The organism is Haloarchaeobius lipolyticus, assembly GCF_051208015.1.
GTDB lineage: Archaea > Halobacteriota > Halobacteria > Halobacteriales > Natrialbaceae > Haloarchaeobius.
This window is the reverse complement of the sequence record NZ_JBPKGF010000001.1, coordinates 526,180-540,487: the sequence shown is the minus strand read 5'-3', so window position 1 is coordinate 540,487 and position 14,308 is coordinate 526,180. Positions and strand designations below refer to the sequence as shown.

At 64.7% G+C, this 14,308-nt stretch carries 17 protein-coding genes; 5 read left to right on the top strand and 12 right to left on the bottom strand.

The genetic code is table 11. The features are described 5' to 3' along the window. Nucleotides 1-181: 181 nt before the first annotated feature. Both ACSC1Y_RS02910 and ACSC1Y_RS02905 read right to left on the bottom strand, forming a co-directional pair. A complete protein-coding gene (locus ACSC1Y_RS02910; protein ID WP_435333127.1) occupies nt 182-418 on the bottom strand; it encodes a DUF6199 family natural product biosynthesis protein in 237 nt (78 codons plus the stop codon). Nucleotides 419-648: 230 nt separating this feature from the next. Next, nucleotides 649-2,301, bottom strand: coding sequence for a tRNA uridine(34) 5-carboxymethylaminomethyl modification radical SAM/GNAT enzyme Elp3 (locus ACSC1Y_RS02905; protein WP_435333126.1), 1,653 nt, complete (start codon nt 2,299-2,301; stop codon nt 649-651). Between the two features lie 240 nt (nt 2,302-2,541). On the opposite strand from ACSC1Y_RS02905, the gene ACSC1Y_RS02900 reads away from it, so the two are divergent. Beyond that, nucleotides 2,542-3,516 (top strand): PEP/pyruvate-binding domain-containing protein, encoded by a 975-nt coding sequence (locus tag ACSC1Y_RS02900; RefSeq protein ID WP_435333125.1) that lies wholly within the window; start codon nt 2,542-2,544, stop codon nt 3,514-3,516. Here the strand turns inward: ACSC1Y_RS02900 and ACSC1Y_RS02895 are convergent. The 3 genes from ACSC1Y_RS02895 to ACSC1Y_RS02885 all read right to left on the bottom strand — a co-directional run bounded on the left by ACSC1Y_RS02895 (nt 3,503) and on the right by ACSC1Y_RS02885 (nt 6,373). Beyond that, nucleotides 3,503-5,644 carry a DHH family phosphoesterase gene (locus ACSC1Y_RS02895; protein WP_435333124.1) on the bottom strand — a complete coding sequence of 714 codons (2,142 nt, stop codon included), beginning with the start codon at nt 5,642-5,644 and terminating at the stop codon, nt 3,503-3,505. The two genes, ACSC1Y_RS02900 and ACSC1Y_RS02895, sit on opposite strands and share 14 nt — an antisense overlap. Before the next feature lie 47 nt (nt 5,645-5,691). Then, complete coding sequence (locus ACSC1Y_RS02890) at nt 5,692-5,946, bottom strand: DUF7521 family protein (protein ID WP_435333178.1); 255 nt, start codon at nt 5,944-5,946, stop codon at nt 5,692-5,694. 79 nt (nt 5,947-6,025) lie between these two features. After that, nucleotides 6,026-6,373 carry a winged helix-turn-helix domain-containing protein gene (locus ACSC1Y_RS02885; RefSeq protein WP_435333123.1) on the bottom strand — a complete coding sequence of 116 codons (348 nt, stop codon included), beginning with the start codon at nt 6,371-6,373 and terminating at the stop codon, nt 6,026-6,028. 161 nt (nt 6,374-6,534) lie between these two features. On the opposite strand from ACSC1Y_RS02885, the gene ACSC1Y_RS02880 reads away from it, so the two are divergent. Then, nucleotides 6,535-6,735 carry a DUF7835 family putative zinc beta-ribbon protein gene (locus ACSC1Y_RS02880; RefSeq protein ID WP_435333122.1) on the top strand — a complete coding sequence of 67 codons (201 nt, stop codon included), beginning with the start codon at nt 6,535-6,537 and terminating at the stop codon, nt 6,733-6,735. A 166-nt stretch (nt 6,736-6,901) separates the two neighbouring features. Here the strand turns inward: ACSC1Y_RS02880 and ACSC1Y_RS02875 are convergent, their stop codons facing one another. Further along, nucleotides 6,902-7,165: a hypothetical protein gene (locus ACSC1Y_RS02875; protein WP_435333121.1), complete on the bottom strand. Its 264-nt coding sequence runs from the start codon at nt 7,163-7,165 to the stop codon at nt 6,902-6,904. Between the two features lie 108 nt (nt 7,166-7,273). Here ACSC1Y_RS02875 and ACSC1Y_RS02870 point away from each other — a divergent pair, with 108 nt between their 5' ends. Continuing rightward, entirely contained in the window at nt 7,274-8,011 is a 738-nt protein-coding gene (locus tag ACSC1Y_RS02870) for a metal-dependent hydrolase (RefSeq protein WP_435333120.1), read from the top strand. An 18-nt stretch (nt 8,012-8,029) separates the two neighbouring features. On the opposite strand, the gene ACSC1Y_RS02865 is transcribed toward ACSC1Y_RS02870, so the two are convergent. From ACSC1Y_RS02865 to ACSC1Y_RS02850, 4 genes are all read right to left on the bottom strand, one after another. Then, a complete protein-coding gene (locus ACSC1Y_RS02865) occupies nt 8,030-9,307 on the bottom strand; it encodes an outer membrane protein assembly factor BamB family protein (protein WP_435333119.1) in 1,278 nt (425 codons plus the stop codon). Nucleotides 9,308-9,395: 88 nt separating this feature from the next. Next, the gene (locus ACSC1Y_RS02860; protein WP_435333118.1) at nt 9,396-9,818 is read right to left on the bottom strand and encodes a DUF8036 family membrane protein; all 423 of its coding nucleotides are present in this window, start codon (nt 9,816-9,818) and stop codon (nt 9,396-9,398) included. Continuing rightward, the gene (locus tag ACSC1Y_RS02855) at nt 9,811-10,095 is read right to left on the bottom strand and encodes an ArsR/SmtB family transcription factor (RefSeq protein WP_435333177.1); all 285 of its coding nucleotides are present in this window, start codon (nt 10,093-10,095) and stop codon (nt 9,811-9,813) included. The genes ACSC1Y_RS02860 and ACSC1Y_RS02855 overlap by 8 nt, the downstream gene beginning before the upstream one ends. Before the next feature lie 115 nt (nt 10,096-10,210). Next, nucleotides 10,211-11,668, bottom strand: a complete 1,458-nt coding sequence (locus ACSC1Y_RS02850) for a hypothetical protein (RefSeq protein WP_435333117.1) — start codon at nt 11,666-11,668, stop codon at nt 10,211-10,213. Between the two features lie 264 nt (nt 11,669-11,932). On the opposite strand from ACSC1Y_RS02850, the gene ACSC1Y_RS02845 reads away from it, so the two are divergent. Both ACSC1Y_RS02845 and ACSC1Y_RS02840 read left to right on the top strand, forming a co-directional pair. Further along, nucleotides 11,933-12,325 (top strand): OsmC family protein, encoded by a 393-nt coding sequence (locus tag ACSC1Y_RS02845; RefSeq protein WP_435333115.1) that lies wholly within the window; start codon nt 11,933-11,935, stop codon nt 12,323-12,325. A 124-nt stretch (nt 12,326-12,449) separates the two neighbouring features. After that, nucleotides 12,450-12,923 carry a DUF5799 family protein gene (locus ACSC1Y_RS02840; protein ID WP_435333113.1) on the top strand — a complete coding sequence of 158 codons (474 nt, stop codon included), beginning with the start codon at nt 12,450-12,452 and terminating at the stop codon, nt 12,921-12,923. Between the two features lie 21 nt (nt 12,924-12,944). On the opposite strand, the gene ACSC1Y_RS02835 is transcribed toward ACSC1Y_RS02840, so the two are convergent. After that, on the bottom strand, nt 12,945-13,088 hold the full coding sequence (locus ACSC1Y_RS02835) for a DUF7557 family protein (RefSeq protein ID WP_435333111.1): 144 nt from the start codon (nt 13,086-13,088) through the stop codon (nt 12,945-12,947). Nucleotides 13,089-13,183: 95 nt separating this feature from the next. After that, nucleotides 13,184-14,164 (bottom strand): isocitrate/isopropylmalate dehydrogenase family protein, encoded by a 981-nt coding sequence (locus ACSC1Y_RS02830; RefSeq protein ID WP_435333110.1) that lies wholly within the window; start codon nt 14,162-14,164, stop codon nt 13,184-13,186. Nucleotides 14,165-14,308: the final 144 nt, after the last annotated feature.

Sequence of the window (14,308 nt, the reverse complement as noted above, 5' to 3'; positions counted from 1 at the left end):
TGGCCCGATGGACTCGGCGCCAGTGACCGGACGGTCTGGAACCCTATGGGCGAACAGACGATACGTGGAAGCCGTCGCGCGAGGCTGTATCGTACACCCGCTGGACCTCGCGCGGCTGGTCGTCAGGGCATGGCCACTCTGGCCCCGGTATCGCGTAAAAACCCTCGCGGACGGTACCCGGTCAGAGACCCGCTGCCGAGGCGAGGAACATGAACACGCCGACGAGCGCCACGACGACCGAGACGAGTTTGTTCAGGGCGACCTTCCACTCCGCCGGTTCGACGGTCGCCGGGTCGGTGGTACTGCCGATGGCGTCGAGCTGTTCACTGAACCGCGAGAGCGGGCGAGCGTAGTGGTAGCCGAGGAGACCGCCGCCGGTGGCGAGGGTTCCGAAGAACATGCCAGCGATGTCAGGCATACGTACCTGTTCGGAATACGGTAGAAAGTATCTTGTGTGGACGTGACCACCGGTTGGCTCGGCAAAAGCTGGGACAAAAGCGCGGGTGCTCCCTTCGGTCCGCGCCCGCGACTACAGCTGCTTGCTCACGTACGGACCATCGGCTGCCACCTTTTGCGCTGCGCTCACTTCGTTCGCTCGGCAAAAGCTGGGACAAAAGCGCGGGTGCTCCCTTCGGTCCGCGCCCGCGACTACAGCTGCTTGCTCACGTACGGACCATCCTGATGGTACCCCAGCTTGTTCCGGTAGTACTCTCGCGCGCCGATGCCGGAGATGACGCTGACCTTGTCGTAGCCGGCGTCGGCCGCCAGCTCCTCGGCCTTTCGGAGGAGCTTCTTCCCGTAGCCCTTGTGTTGCCAGTCGTAGCTCTGCTCGCCGACCTCGACCATCGGGCCGTAGACGTGGAGCTCGCGGACGAGCGCGGCGTTCTGGAGCTCTCGGCGGACCGGGTCGCCCGGGAAGCGGAGCCGGCAGAAGCCGACGAGGAGGTCCTTCTCGGGGTCCTCGTAGCTGATGAAGTGCTCCGTGCCGCCCGCACAGTCGTAGGTCATGACGTCGAGTTCGACGTTTTCGGGGACCTCGTCGTTCATGCCGACCTCTCGACAGCGGATGCAGTCACAGGTCCAGCCGTGCTCCTCCATCTTCTTGCGGGCGAGCTGACGGAGGTTCGACTTCCAGACGCCGGCGTCGATGAAGTCAGCCGGGATGTCGCGCTGGACGCGCTGGAGCCGGGTGTACTTCGGTATCATCGACTTTATCTCGGCGACGAGTTCGGCGGCCGTCTCGTTGTCGAGCGGCTCGAACTCCCCGTTGTACCACGAGTCGTACACGCGGGTGCCGCGGACGACCAGCGTCGGGTATATCTTGAGGTAGTCCGGCCGCCACTTCTCGTCCTCGAAGAGCCGGCGGAAGTCCTCGATGCACATCTCCTGGGACATCCCCGGCTGGCCGGGCATCATGTGGAAGCCGACCTTGAACGCGGAGTCGCGCAGGCGCTGGTTCGCGTCGATGCTTGCCTGTGCGCCGTGGCCGCGGTGCATCTCGCGATTGATGCGCTCGTAGGTCGTCTGGACGCCGACTTCGACCTTCGTTCCGCCCAGGTCCAGCATCCGGTCTATCTGCTCCGGGTCGCACCAGTCGGGCTTCGTCTCGAACGTCGTGCCGATGTTGCGGATACGTCCCGTCTCGTTCTCGGCGATGACGTCCTCCAGGTACCTGAACTCGTAGTCGTCGGGGTCCTGCGCGAAGCTCTCTCCTTCCGCGGGCTCCGGCTGCTTGTCGACGTCGTAGTCGTTCATCGCCTCCAGCGCGCGCTTTACGAACCACTCCTGGTAGTCGTGGCTCCGGGCGGTCATCGTCCCGCCCATCAGGATGAGCTCTACCTTGTCGACGGGGTGGCCGATCTCGCGCAGCTGTTCGAGTCGTAGGGTGACCTGGCCGTATGGGTCGTAGTCGTTCTGCTGGCCGCGGGCTGCTGCGGGCTCGTGGCCGGTGTAGCTCTGCGAGCTGGAGAACTCCGATGCCGGCCCGCCGGGGCAGTAGAGGCACTTCCCGTGCGGGCACATGTGCGGCGACGTCATGATGGCGACGGGCGAGACGCCGGAGGCGGTCCGGACCGGCTTGCGCATGAGGACGGCTTCGAGCTCCTCGCGCCGCTCCTGGGGTGCGTGGTCCAGTATCTCGGAGTTCTTCGGGACCTTCGGTGCGGAGTGGTCCGAGCACGCCTGCAGCTTCGCGGACTCGACGTCGTCGCGTTCGAGTTCGCCGGCGAGGATGCGGTCGACGAGGTCCTCACAGACCGCCTCGAACGCGTCGGTCTCGGTCGGGTCCGTCTCGGTACTCATTGGTGTTCCATCGCCGTGTAACGGGCAAAAGAGTGTCGTCTACGACCGGCGCGTTCGTCACCGCCCTGTAGCCCGCTTCGCGGGTCGTTCACCTTCACGGTTTCCGGAGATGCTCCCGTTGGTCGTGTCTCCCACTCGCTCCCCGTTCGGCATCCGGAGACGCTCCCTTCGGTCGCGTCTCCCCCACGGCAAAGGTGATACGTACACGACACCTATCTGGGGTACCTGGGGGTACATAGCGTGGGAGTTCCAACCGTCGTTCCAGTCGTCGAATCGCTCGCGGGAGACCCGACACTCACCGGCGAGAAGGCCGCAAACCTCGCCAGAGTCGCATCCGAGATGCCGGTTCCACCGGGGTTCTGCGTCACGACGGAGGTATACCGGACCATCGTCGACGAGCCCGCCGTCAGAGAAGCAATCCGGGCCCTCGACGGGCTGGACCCGGACGACACCGAAGCCATCGAGACGGCCGGAAAGCGCGTCCGGGAGACCATCCTCGAGACGCCACTCGCCGAGTCGGTCAAACACACCATCACCGGCGAACTAGCCATCTCGGGCATCGAGGAGGCGTATGCCGTCCGTGCGTCGCCGGTCTCGATCTCGTACCCGTCGGTCTCGTTCGAGGGGCAGCTCGACACCATCCTCAACGTGGTCGGGCCGAACGCGGTCAGCGAGACGGTCAAGGAATGCATGGCGAGCGTGTTCAGCACGAAGGCCATCGTCCACCGGCTCGAACGGCGCATTCCGCACGACGCGGTCGCCTGTGCCGTCCTCGTCCAGCGGATGCGCTACCCCGACGTCTCGGGTGTCGCGAGGAAGGTCGGCGGTGGGAGGCGTATCGAGACGACCGCATTCTACGGGCTCGACACCTGGGACGACCCCGACGCGGTCGCGATGGACGTCCTCCGGGTCGACGCCGCGACCGGGGAGGTCCGTTCCTACGAAGTCGGCGAGAAACAGCAGGCGGTCTACCCGGCAGCCGGTGGCGGTACCGAGACGACCGCGGTCGACCCGGAACGTCGAGACATGCGGGTCCTCGACGACGACGACGTCTCGCGGCTCTCCAACGTCGTCGGCCGCGTGTTCGACGTGTTCGACGATTCGGTCGCCGTCGAATGGTGCCTCGACGAAGACGGCGTCTGGGTTATCGGCGTCGTCGGACGCGAGGAGAGAGATGCGAGGCGGCGGTCGGGCGTCGGCGTTACTGGGGCTTGAAGTCGTTCGCGATGACGCTGATCGTCGCGTTCAGCACGTCGTCGCGCTCGCCGCAGAGGTACTCGAGATGGCCGTCACGGCCACCGACGACGGAGAGGCCGGCCTCCGGTTCCTGAGCGTCGACCTGGTCCGCGACCTCGCGGACGTCGATGTGGCTCGTGCTGCGGAGGTGGAGGTCGTCGTCGCCCAGACCGATGGTGACGAGCGCGTCGTCCGTCTCGCCAGCCAGTTCGCGGTGGAGCGCGTCGAGCAGGAGTTCCGTCGGCGGGAAGTCGAACCGGTGGGTGAACGCGTCGGCGTCCAGCACGGCGAACTCGACGCCCTGCGCGGTCCGCGAGGAGAGGTTGCGGCGGGCGGTCTCCAGTTCCTTCTCGAGTTTGACGCGGAACTGCTCGCTGACGTGGCCGGCGAGGCCGTCAGCCTCCTCGAACAGGAGGTCGGTGACGAGCTCTCGCTTGTCCTTGTAGGACTGGTAGTAGGCCTCGAGCGCGACGGCCTCGCGGAGTTCGCGGGTCTCGTCGGCGTCGTAGCCGGCCTCGCTCGCGAGCTCGGTATAGACGCTCGGTGCGTCGGCCCAGTAGCTCACGGCGGGCAGGTGGAGCAGGTCGTCACGAACGCTCTCGTTGACGTGCGCGGCGACGTTCGCGGCGACGGCCGCGGTCGACACGTCTTCGCTGGCGTCCGCGAGGTGCGGGTTCGCCATCGCGCTGACTGCGTCGACTATCTCTTCGTCCGGGTGGCCAGCGTCGACGACGACGCGCTCTGCACCGTAGACGTCGAGCAGTTCGTAGCTCTCCCGGGATTCGAGGGTGCTACCGAGGTCACAGAGGACGACGAGCGGGAGCTGTTCTCCGTGGCGTTCGCGCGCGTCGAGCATGTTCGTCACGTCGTTCGTCGCGGCGTCCATGTCGTAGACCGGCTCGTCGAGCGGACGGCGCTCGACGAAGTGGTAGACTGCGTCGTCGCGGGCGTGTTCTTCGCGCACGAGGGGGAGCACGGCGCGTTCGATTGCGGCACCGGCGACGTAGCCCTCGGCGGTCGCGCTGTGGCGGACGACGACCGGACGGCCCTGGATGATCGCGCGGCGGATGTGCGTCGCGACCTCGCGGACCTCGTCCGCGACGGCTTCGACGGCGTCGTGGTCGGCGAGCAGGTCGACCGAGCCGGGGTCTGCCTCGGAGTCGAGTGCGGCCTGCATCCGGTCGGAGACCGAGTTCGCGTCGTCACCCTCGAGGACGGTCAGCGCCTCGGTCTCGATCTGGATGCTGTCGTGGCGGCGCTCGACCTCGCCGTCGAGTCGGACGACGTCGTCGACTTCGACTTCGGGGTAGGCGCGGACGCCTGCCTCCTCGAACGCGGCGCACTCGATGGTGCCGGACTCGTCGCGGAGTTCGAAGACGGTCGGCCCGGAGGTCTGTCGGATGCTGATGATCTCCCCCTCGACGCGGACGACCTGTCCGACCTTCTCGGAGAGCGAGTCGACGGTCGTCCGTTCGAGCGAGTCGCCGGACTCGTCCGTCGTCGCTTCAGTGTCGTCGGTCTCCGTTTCCGCGTCGACGTCCTCGTCGACATCGGGTTCGGACTCGGTGTCGTCGGCGTCTACGTCGCGCTCGGTCGGCGACTCCTCGGGTTCTGCGGACTTCGTGGTGGTCGGCTGCGCGTCGTCACCGCTCGGAGTCCGCACGTTCGCGTTTCCCTGGCGACTGCTCTCCGCCGTTGCGACGACCTCCTCTTTGTCCTCTTCTTCCTCCTCGGGCAGTCGGTCCCCTTCGGGGTTGTCGATGAGCTTACCTCGGAACTCGGACTCGGCCTGTCGGATGGACCAGCCGAGGTCGATGTTCCCGTTGTCGCGCACGTCCGTGACCTGCACGAAGACGGTGTCGCCCGGGTCCCAGTCGAGGGAGTCCAGTCGCACGTCGAGTTCGCTCCGGTGGAGCAGGCCGGTGACGGAGTCACCGATGTCGACGAAGACGCCGAACTCGGCGAAGCCGTCGACGGTCCCGCGGTAGTACCGACCGGGGGTGAGCTGGTTGGGGTGGTTGCCTTCGAAGGTGAAGACGACGTCCTCCTCGTGACTCTGACAGATGTGCCCATCTACCTGGACACCGCATATGATACAGTTACCCATTTGACCGAGTAGAATGGACCCGGCCTAAAACTGTTGTCGATACACGCTCAGCGGTACAACGAGAGATACAGCATACTGAAGCCCACGATGAACGGCACCGTCTCCGCGATGTTGAAGTAGACGACGCCTTCCGATATCTGCATGCTGATGTTCGTCAGGGCGACGCCCATGCTGATGAACGCGAAGCCGATGAACGCCGACTCCAGCCGTTTGCCACCCTTCTGGTTGTACGCCTGAAAACTGATGAACGTGAGTCCCAGAGCGAGCGCGAAGAGGATGAGCCGCATCCCCATCAACACCATCCCGGCGACCTCTATCAACGCTACCACGGTTCGGCCCACCCTACCGTGGCAGTATACATAACTGCACCGCCCGCGCGCGTCATCGTCCGAGCTCGTCCCACAGACTCGAGAACCGGTCGGGAAGGTTCTCCTTCCGGTAAATTCGGATGTCGTACTCGTCCTCTTTCAACCTGATGACGGTCGCGTCGAAGTTGGACCGGAACGCGTCGTAGTGGTTCCCGTCCTTCGCGACGAGGGTCTCCGAGGTGATGAGGTCGTGTTCTTTGAGCATCTCGATACGTCGGTACACCGTCGGGAGGGAGAGGTCACAGAATTCGGCGACTTCTTTCGCCGAGAGGGGTTCCTCACTGACTGCAGCGAGCACCTCCCGGGCGTGCTCGTCGCCCATGGTGTCCAGTATCTCCTCGATTGGCCGCTCGTCGTCCACGACGGTACGTCACCGGTTGCGAACTATAAGGTTTTTGTACTACGTCTGACCGTTCGGGAATTTTCACGACCATCTTGCCACCACCAAGTTGTACAACCGGGTTATTTCTCGTCGTGAAAATGCTAATGCACCATTATAATAGTAGGGGCTAATCTGCTACCATGGCGACGACTGACGACTCATTCAACGGGATGACCGAACACTGTGATTGCTGCGGTGGGGATACGCTGCACAAAGTTTCGGTGCAGCTCATCACGGAGAGCACGAAGGCTGAGAACGCACAGTTCTCGCGCGAGCCGTACCGCGTGAAGGAGTGCCAGGCTTGCGGCACGCGGTCCAGCCAGCGGATGAACAACGCCTGAACGGTCGACGATAGATTCACGCCGGGAGCTGGGTACTCTCGCGTGGCGGGTTCCGTCGCGGTGGGGCGACGGAACGACAGAACGATGTGATGACCGAACCGGTGCGGGAACGGTACTGGAAGTGGTTCACGGGTGCGACTCCCTCCACACGTCCGGGTGACGCCGGTCACTCGAAGACGGGCGAATCGTCGGATAGCCGTTCGACGTCCGCTACGATCTTCTCTACATCCTCCGGGAAGAGGGCTACCTGAACTTCGTTGCCCTCGCCGTCTTCGAAGACGAGCTTGACACGCTTGTCTCCGAACTCTCGAGCTTCGGCCTCCGCCACGTCGAACAGCTTGGCTGAGCCGGATTTGTTCGCGGGACCGACGTTCTTGATGGAGCCGTCTTTGAGCTCCAGCATGAAGTCACTGAGTTCGAGCGCTAACATGTCCTCCGCTACGAGAGACCCGGTCAAATAACCAGCCCCCGGTCTCGTCGTCGTTCGACTGCCGGCGCGCTCACCTTTATGTGTCAGACAGGAGTAGCACGAGGTGTCATGGAACTCACCTGGTACGGCCACTCGACGTGGCACGTGACGGTCGGAGACACAGACCTGCTCATCGACCCGTTCTTCGACAACCCGAAGACGGAAACCGATCCCGAGGAGCTCGACCCCGACTACCTCCTGCTCACGCACGGCCACGCCGACCACATCGGTGACGTGGACCGCTACGAGGGGACGAAACTCGTCGCGACGCCGGAGATCGTCGAGTACTGTCGCGACGAGTTCGGTGAGTACGAGGCCGTCGGCGGCATGGGCATGAACCTCGGCGGCACGGTCGAGTGCGGCGACGCCTTCGTCACGATGCACCGCGCCGACCACACCAACGGGATGGACACGAGCTACGGTACCTCCGGCGGGATGCCGGCGGGCTTCATCATCTCGGACACGAAGCCGACGCAAGTCGACGACAAGGAATCGGAGACCTTCTACCACGCGGGCGACACCGCGCTGATGACCGAGATGCGCGACGTCATCGGCCCGCACCTCCAGCCCGACGCCGCGGCGCTCCCCATCGGCGACCACTTCACGATGGGCCCCTGGCAGGCCGCCCTCGCCGTCGACTGGCTCGACGTCGACTACGCGTTCCCCATGCACTACGACACGTTCCCGCCCATCGAGCAGGACCCACAGGACTTCGCGAAGGAGGTCAAAGCGACCGGCAGCGACGCGGAGGTCGTCGTCCTCGACGGCGACGAGTCGTGGAACCTGAGCGAGAACCTGCTGGACTGACTCCCGGTCGCAACGGTCCTACTGTTTCTGCCGCACGACCGCGACGCCCAGTTCTTCGCTGCCGATGACGAGACCGTCTTCCACGACGGCGAACCCCGTGTGCGTGCTGTGCCCGACGTTCAGTGACCATCTCGGCACCCCGTTCGATGGGTCGAGTGCTCTGACCTCTCCCGAGCGGTCGGAGATGTAGACGCGTTCGTCGGTAACCACCGCGGACGTCTTCACCTGCTCCGTCATCGAGTGACTCCATCGTCTCTCGCCGGTCTCTGCGTCGAGCGCGTAGAACTCCTCCCCCTTCGTCCCGACGAAAGCGGTTCCGTCGTGGACCGCGGGCGAGACGCCCTCCATCTCGACCCCGAACTCGTACCGCCAGACCTCGGACCCGTCCGCGACGTCGAGCGCGTAGACAGTTCCCTCGAGCGACGTGACGAGCAGTCTATCGCCGACGACGGTCGGCGAGTTCGCGTTGAACATCGTCCCAGTCCCGAAGGTCCACTCGACGCCGCCGTCGGTGAGTGAGAGCGCGTTGATTCCGGGCACCTCCTCCGAGGCGTGGTCCGGATGGCCTCCCGCGGTGAACACGAGCCCGTTGCCCACGGCGGGCATGTTCGCGTACCCGAAGGCTCGCTGCGACCAGAGGACACTGCCGGTGTTCGGGTTGATTGCAGTGATTTTTCCGTTCGCGCCGCCGGTGAGGAAGACGTTCTCGGTGACGGTCGGGTGGGAGAAGATGAGTGGCTCGTGTTCGGCTCCCTCGGGGAATAGACGTGGACTCTTCCACTCCTGTTCGCCGTCCTTCGAGAATCCACGGACGTAGCCGTCGATACCGGGCATCACGACGAGGTCGTCCGTGACGACCGGACTGGATTCCGCGTTCGTATCACCGCCGATGTCTGCCTTCCAGCGGACCGTCCCATCCCTGAGAGCATACAACGTCCCATCTCGGCCGCCGACGTACACGTCCCCCTCGTCGACGACGGGTGGCCCGTCTGTCCGCGGGCCACGCCAGACGATTTCGACGCGTCCGGTCGGCCCCGACACCTCGGGCACGTAGCCCGTATTCTGGGCGTCGTAGCCGAACTGGCGAAAGCTCCCCTGTAACTGTGCGGGTGGGAGGTCCTGTGTCGTCTGTTCGGCGGACGCCGTATCGGTCTTGGTCTCGTCTCCGTCGTCCACCGCCCCCGCCACGTTCTTGGCTGCCCCGCCACCCTGTTCACCTGTTTCCTCTTCGGTGAGTCGCAGACACCCCGCGAGCGATAGTGGCGCGACTGTCCCCAGAAATCCCCGCCGATTCATTGCTGAAGACTGTACAGTCTGTCTGTAAAACAATTCTGGCAGTGACGAGAGATGTGTGGACTGAGCGAGAAGTGTGCGGGCAGACTCCTCACTCGTAGCTCTGGTGGAGCAGTATTAGCACAGCGATGCTCGCGAACATGTCGGGGATGAACGCGAACGGGCCGATGCTGGCGCTGATACCCTGCCGGAAGCCGACGAAGATCATCGCGACCAGCGGAACCGACGTGATGGCGTACAGCAGCAGGGAGAGACAGAAAATGATGAGACTCAGCGTGAACCGGTTGGGCATGTCGCGGTAGACGGTGAGGTAGTTCATCGTCAGCGCGAGCAGCAGGACCACGGTGAACGTGGCAACGAACGTCTTCACGACGAGCTGGAGCGCGATCTCCGGGTGGTCGTTCATCGGCACCCTGCCGAGCAGTCGCATCGAGAGGAACGTGACGGCGATGGCGACGAGGAACGCGACGGCGGCGACGCCGATGGTCTTCAGACCCGCACGGACCTCAGCCATCGACATCACCCAGTTCCGCCTGCTCGGCGATCTCGTCGAGGACGTCCATGTTCGATTCCATCTGGTCGGTCAGAAAGTAGGTCTTGCCGTAGTCGTCACCCATGGTCATCAGTACGTTGTTCTCCACCAGCAGCTCGAGGTGGTGCTGAACCGTCTTGTAGTCGAGGTCGAGCGCCTTCGACAGCTGGTTGGTGTTCATCGGTTTCTCGGAGAGCGTGTAGACGATGCGCAGGCGGTTTCGACCCCCGCGAGCGCCGCCGATGAGCCACCATAGCACCTTTCGCATCGATGTCTGTCTCCTGTACCGCGATTACGGTAATAAGTGGCGGGGCCGTTCAGCTGGGAGACCGATTCGTGACAGGACCGGTTCGTGGCGAGGCCAGGCCAGACCCTCAAACGAGGGCGACGGTACGGGCCGAATCGGCCGGCCTGTCGGTCGGCGGGGTGTCCGACCCGCCGTGCGAGCCGGACAGCTCTTCGGCGCGCTCGTCGATGTACTCGCGGAGCTCTGCCCACGAGGCACCGTCCTCGTGGAGCTCACGTGCTTCGGAGAGGACCATGCGGACCTCCTCGCGGGTCAGGTCGTACTCGGCGTGGAGGTGGTGTGCGATGCGCTTGGTGACGGCCTTCCTCCGGTCGTCCGCCGTGTAGTGCTTAACCTTCTCGCGGACGGCCTGTTCGACCTCCTCGTTCGTGGCGCCGTTCTGGCGCAGCTCGACCGCCATCGAGACGATGTCGCGGACCTCGGCGTCCGAGAGCGGGAAGTGCTGCTTCAGGTGCGTCGCGAGGTTCTTCACGGCGTGCTCACGGCGGTCGTCTGCGGTGTAGTGTTTCACCTTCGCGTGGACCACGCGCTTGATCTCCTCTCTGTTCGCCCCGTCGGCGTGCATGCGCTTCACCGTCTGGACGATGTCGCGAACCTCCTCGTTCGTCAGCGGGTAATTCGTCTTCAGGTGCTTCGCGAAGCGCTCGAGACGGTCGTGTCCGTCGTCGGTCGCATAGTCGTGGACCATCTCGCGGACCGCGTCGCGAATCTCTGCGTCGGAGGCACCGTCGGCCTTCATGTCGCGAGCGGTCGTGGCGACGTCGCGGACCTCCTCACCGGAGAGGCCGTAGGTGTGGGCGAGGTCGTGGACCTTCTTGACGAACTGGAGCTTGTCGTGCCAGTGAGCACGGTCGGCGCGCTTCGCGTCGAACTCGCGGAGGTCCGAGCGGACGGAATCCTGTATCTCGTCCCAGGTCGCGCCCTCCTCGAACAGCGCACGGGCGTCGTCGACGATGAGCTGGGCCTCCGACTCGGTCAGGTCGTACTGGCGGAGCAGGCGGTCGTAGCGAGCCTGCCAGATGCGGTCCTCGAGGTCGGTCGTGTCGACCCCGTAGTCCTGGAGCTGCCAGACGATGGCGTGCTTGATCTCGGCGACGGCCTCACCGTCGTCGTACATCGTCTGGACCATCGTCGTCAGCTCGTCGAGCTGGGCGTCGGTCAGGTCGTAGTGGGTCTTGAGCCCGTACAGGTGACGGAGCCGGTTCTTCTCGTGTATCTCCCGGTCGCTCACGCCGTAGTCGCGGAGCGAATCAACGACCATCCGGCGTATCTCTGCGCCCGTCGCGCCGGCTTCGTGCATCCGTTTCGCTTCGGCGACGATGGCGTCGACCTGTGCGCCGCTCAGGTCGAACATATCGAGGTACCAGGTGAGCTCTGCGACTCGGTCGCCGTCGGTCGGCTGGTCCGGAGCGGTCGTCGAATCGGTGCCGGTCGTCTGGTCGGGCGTCGCCATCACCACGCCTGCCACGCTGGACGTGAGCAGGAGGACGGCGAGTCCGACAGCGGTCAGTTTCGGTACGTTCATTGTCGAACCTCGACGTGAGAGAACGCATTGGCCTAAAAGAGCGTTCGCCGAGATAACACGAAACTCGACCACAGGTTAGACCCAATTTGACCCCGAAGTCAGACCCAGATTGTGCCGAAATCGCCCGCCGAAACGGTGGACCGTCGCGCGCGATTCGACGCGTGGTGTCGCGTCGGGCCACGTCCCGAATCGACGCCAGCGACCTCGACGAAAACGACCGAGAGCCCAACGCTTACGTCTCGCGCGTGAGAGGTTACAGGTGCAATGTCCAAGGAAGTTCGTACCATCTCCGAGGAGGGGTTCAGCTCAAAGAACGAGATTCGTGACTTCGAGACCACCATCGACGCGACCGGTGAGGAGGCGCCGGACACGCTCGAGGCACTGCTCGCGACCTACGCCGCGTGTTACGTCCCGGCGCTCCGCGTCGGCGCCGAGCAGCGAAAGGCCGGCGACCTCGGCCGCGTCGAGATTACGACGACGGGCGACCTGAACGACGACGACAAGCTCGCCGCCATCACGTTCGACGTGCAGGTCGAGAACGACCTCGGCGACAAGGCCGACGCCGTCGTCGAGCGAGCCGAACAGCTCTGCAAGGTCCACGACGCGCTGAAGTCGGACCTCCACGCGACGGTCGAGATCGAAGACGACGCCTTCTGAGGAGCCGACAACTCGCGTCGTGAGGCGAGTCGGCTCGTCCCGGCGCACCAGCCGCCCCGTCCTGGGGTGGTCGCCGTTCCCGCCGAGACACAATTCTGATACCCCATCTTCTCCAAGAGAGCCCATGACCAACCGCTGGACCGACCACATCGTGGGCGCACGGATGACGGTTGACCAGGAGTTCACCCAGGAGGTACTCGACTCGGAGTTCTCGAACCAGGAGTGGGGCCTCATCATGAGCGCCATCGAATTCGAGATAGAGAACGCAGAGAACCCGGACGACGCTCGGATCGTCGTCGACGACTCGAAGCTCGGGTCGATAATCCCCGAACTCGAGAACATCCAGCAACAGATGGGAGCGATGGGCGGCGCAGCCGGAGCCGGTGCAGGCAAGAGCAGCGGCGGCGGTGGCGGACTGTTCGACTCCGTGAAGAACGCACTCGGGATGGGCGGCGTGAACAATGAGGACCGCCACGCAGAACGAGAGGAAGCCGCCAGCGAGCTCGCGGGCGCGTACGCGAAACGGTTACAGACCCACCTGGAGTCGAACGGACGCTGGGAAGAAGTCTGCCGGGTCTACGCAGCGGGCCAGTCGTAAGGGAAGCGGTACGCGAACGGGTCAGTCGCCGGCGTGGAACAGTGTCCGCTCGCTGGCCTCGTAGATGTTCATCAGCTCGATGATGAGCTCTTCGTCTGTCTCGTCCTCCTCGCGGAGGCGGTCGAGTCGCTCCATTGTCTCCTCGCTGACATCGATGGTGGGCATACGTGAGGATGTAGGTAGTCCGGCGGCATAACGACAGCCCCAAGATATCGTGTTCTTCCGTCACGTGGGCGAAGTCGAGACGGGAGAGCCGGCGCTCAGGACAGGTGTTCGACGACCGCGCTGGTCACGTCTTCCGTCCCTGCGTCGCCGCCGAGGTCCGGCGTCCGGGGACCCTCGTCGAGGACGTCCTGCACGGCAGTCCGGACGGCCTGTCCCTCCTCGTCGTGGCCGAGGTACTCCAGCAGCATCGCCGCCGAGAGGACGGTCGCCGACGGGTTGGCGACGCCCTCGCCCGCGATGTCGGGCGCTGTTCCGTGGACGGGTTCGAACAGTGCGTTCTCCTCGCCGATGTTGGCGCTCGGGAGCAGCCCGAGGCCGCCGACGAGGCCGGCCGCGAGGTCCGAGAGCACGTCACCTGCCAGGTTCGGACAGACGACGACGTCGAACTGTTCCGGGTCGAGACAGACGTGGGTCGCAAAGGCGTCCATCAGGACCTCCTCGGTCTCGATGCCGTTCGACTCGGCGACGTCGACGACGGTATCTCGGAACCGGCCGTCCGTCTCGCGCATCACGTTCGCCTTGTGGGCGACGTGGAAACCGTCCAGTCCACGCTCGTCGACGTACTCGCATGCGTACTCGGCGAGCTGTGCCGAGGCAGACGAGGTGACGACGCGGGTCAGCGTCGACAGGTCGTCCGAGAGCCGGTCCTCGTGACCGGAGTAGACGCCCTCGGTGTTCTCTCGGAGGAAGACGAGGTCCGTCTCCGGGCGGAGCGCGTCGACGCCGGGGTAGGCCCGCGCGGGCCGGACGTTGACGAACGAGCCGACGATGTCGCGAAGCGGGAGGATGACGTCGGCGGCCGTCTCGCCGGCTGCACCGAACAGCGTCGCATCGGCCTGCGCCGCGAGGTCTCGGGTCTCCGGGGGGAGTGCGTCGCCGGTCTCTTCTTTCGTCGCGTCGCCCGCTTCACCGTACTCGAATTCGAAGTTGCCGACCGCGTCCAGCACTTCGATGGCGGCCGGGACGACCTCCTGTCCGATACCGTCGCCGGGGATGACGGCGATGTGTTCGCTCATTGCTCGCGATGACGGTAGGACGGGGGGAAAGGTATTCGGTATCGGCAGATGTTCTCCGGGTCGGCAGCTGTGCGGTTTCGACCGACCTGTCACGCGAACGCCACCCCAAGACTTTTATCGCCAGGCATCGAATTATTAAATGCA

Excerpts from the sequence above, each read along its gene's own strand:
- ACSC1Y_RS02850 (WP_435333117.1), bottom strand. The coding sequence starts at position 11,668 with ATGAACGTACCGAAACTGACCGCTGTCGGACTCGCCGTCCTCCTGCTC.
- ACSC1Y_RS02875 (WP_435333121.1), bottom strand. The coding sequence starts at position 7,165 with ATGTTAGCGCTCGAACTCAGTGACTTCATGCTGGAGCTCAAAGACGGC.
- ACSC1Y_RS02910 (WP_435333127.1), bottom strand. The coding sequence starts at position 418 with ATGCCTGACATCGCTGGCATGTTCTTCGGAACCCTCGCCACCGGCGGC.
- ACSC1Y_RS02870 (WP_435333120.1), top strand. The coding sequence starts at position 7,274 with ATGGAACTCACCTGGTACGGCCACTCGACGTGGCACGTGACGGTCGGA.
- ACSC1Y_RS02835 (WP_435333111.1), bottom strand. The coding sequence starts at position 13,088 with ATGCCCACCATCGATGTCAGCGAGGAGACAATGGAGCGACTCGACCGC.
- ACSC1Y_RS02845 (WP_435333115.1), top strand. The coding sequence starts at position 11,933 with ATGTCCAAGGAAGTTCGTACCATCTCCGAGGAGGGGTTCAGCTCAAAG.
- ACSC1Y_RS02860 (WP_435333118.1), bottom strand. The coding sequence starts at position 9,818 with ATGGCTGAGGTCCGTGCGGGTCTGAAGACCATCGGCGTCGCCGCCGTC.
- ACSC1Y_RS02840 (WP_435333113.1), top strand. The coding sequence starts at position 12,450 with ATGACCAACCGCTGGACCGACCACATCGTGGGCGCACGGATGACGGTT.
- ACSC1Y_RS02830 (WP_435333110.1), bottom strand. The coding sequence starts at position 14,164 with ATGAGCGAACACATCGCCGTCATCCCCGGCGACGGTATCGGACAGGAG.
- ACSC1Y_RS02895 (WP_435333124.1), bottom strand. The coding sequence starts at position 5,644 with ATGGGTAACTGTATCATATGCGGTGTCCAGGTAGATGGGCACATCTGT.
- ACSC1Y_RS02890 (WP_435333178.1), bottom strand. The coding sequence starts at position 5,946 with ATGGTGTTGATGGGGATGCGGCTCATCCTCTTCGCGCTCGCTCTGGGA.
- ACSC1Y_RS02905 (WP_435333126.1), bottom strand. The coding sequence starts at position 2,301 with ATGAGTACCGAGACGGACCCGACCGAGACCGACGCGTTCGAGGCGGTC.
- ACSC1Y_RS02880 (WP_435333122.1), top strand. The coding sequence starts at position 6,535 with ATGGCGACGACTGACGACTCATTCAACGGGATGACCGAACACTGTGAT.
- ACSC1Y_RS02865 (WP_435333119.1), bottom strand. The coding sequence starts at position 9,307 with ATGAATCGGCGGGGATTTCTGGGGACAGTCGCGCCACTATCGCTCGCG.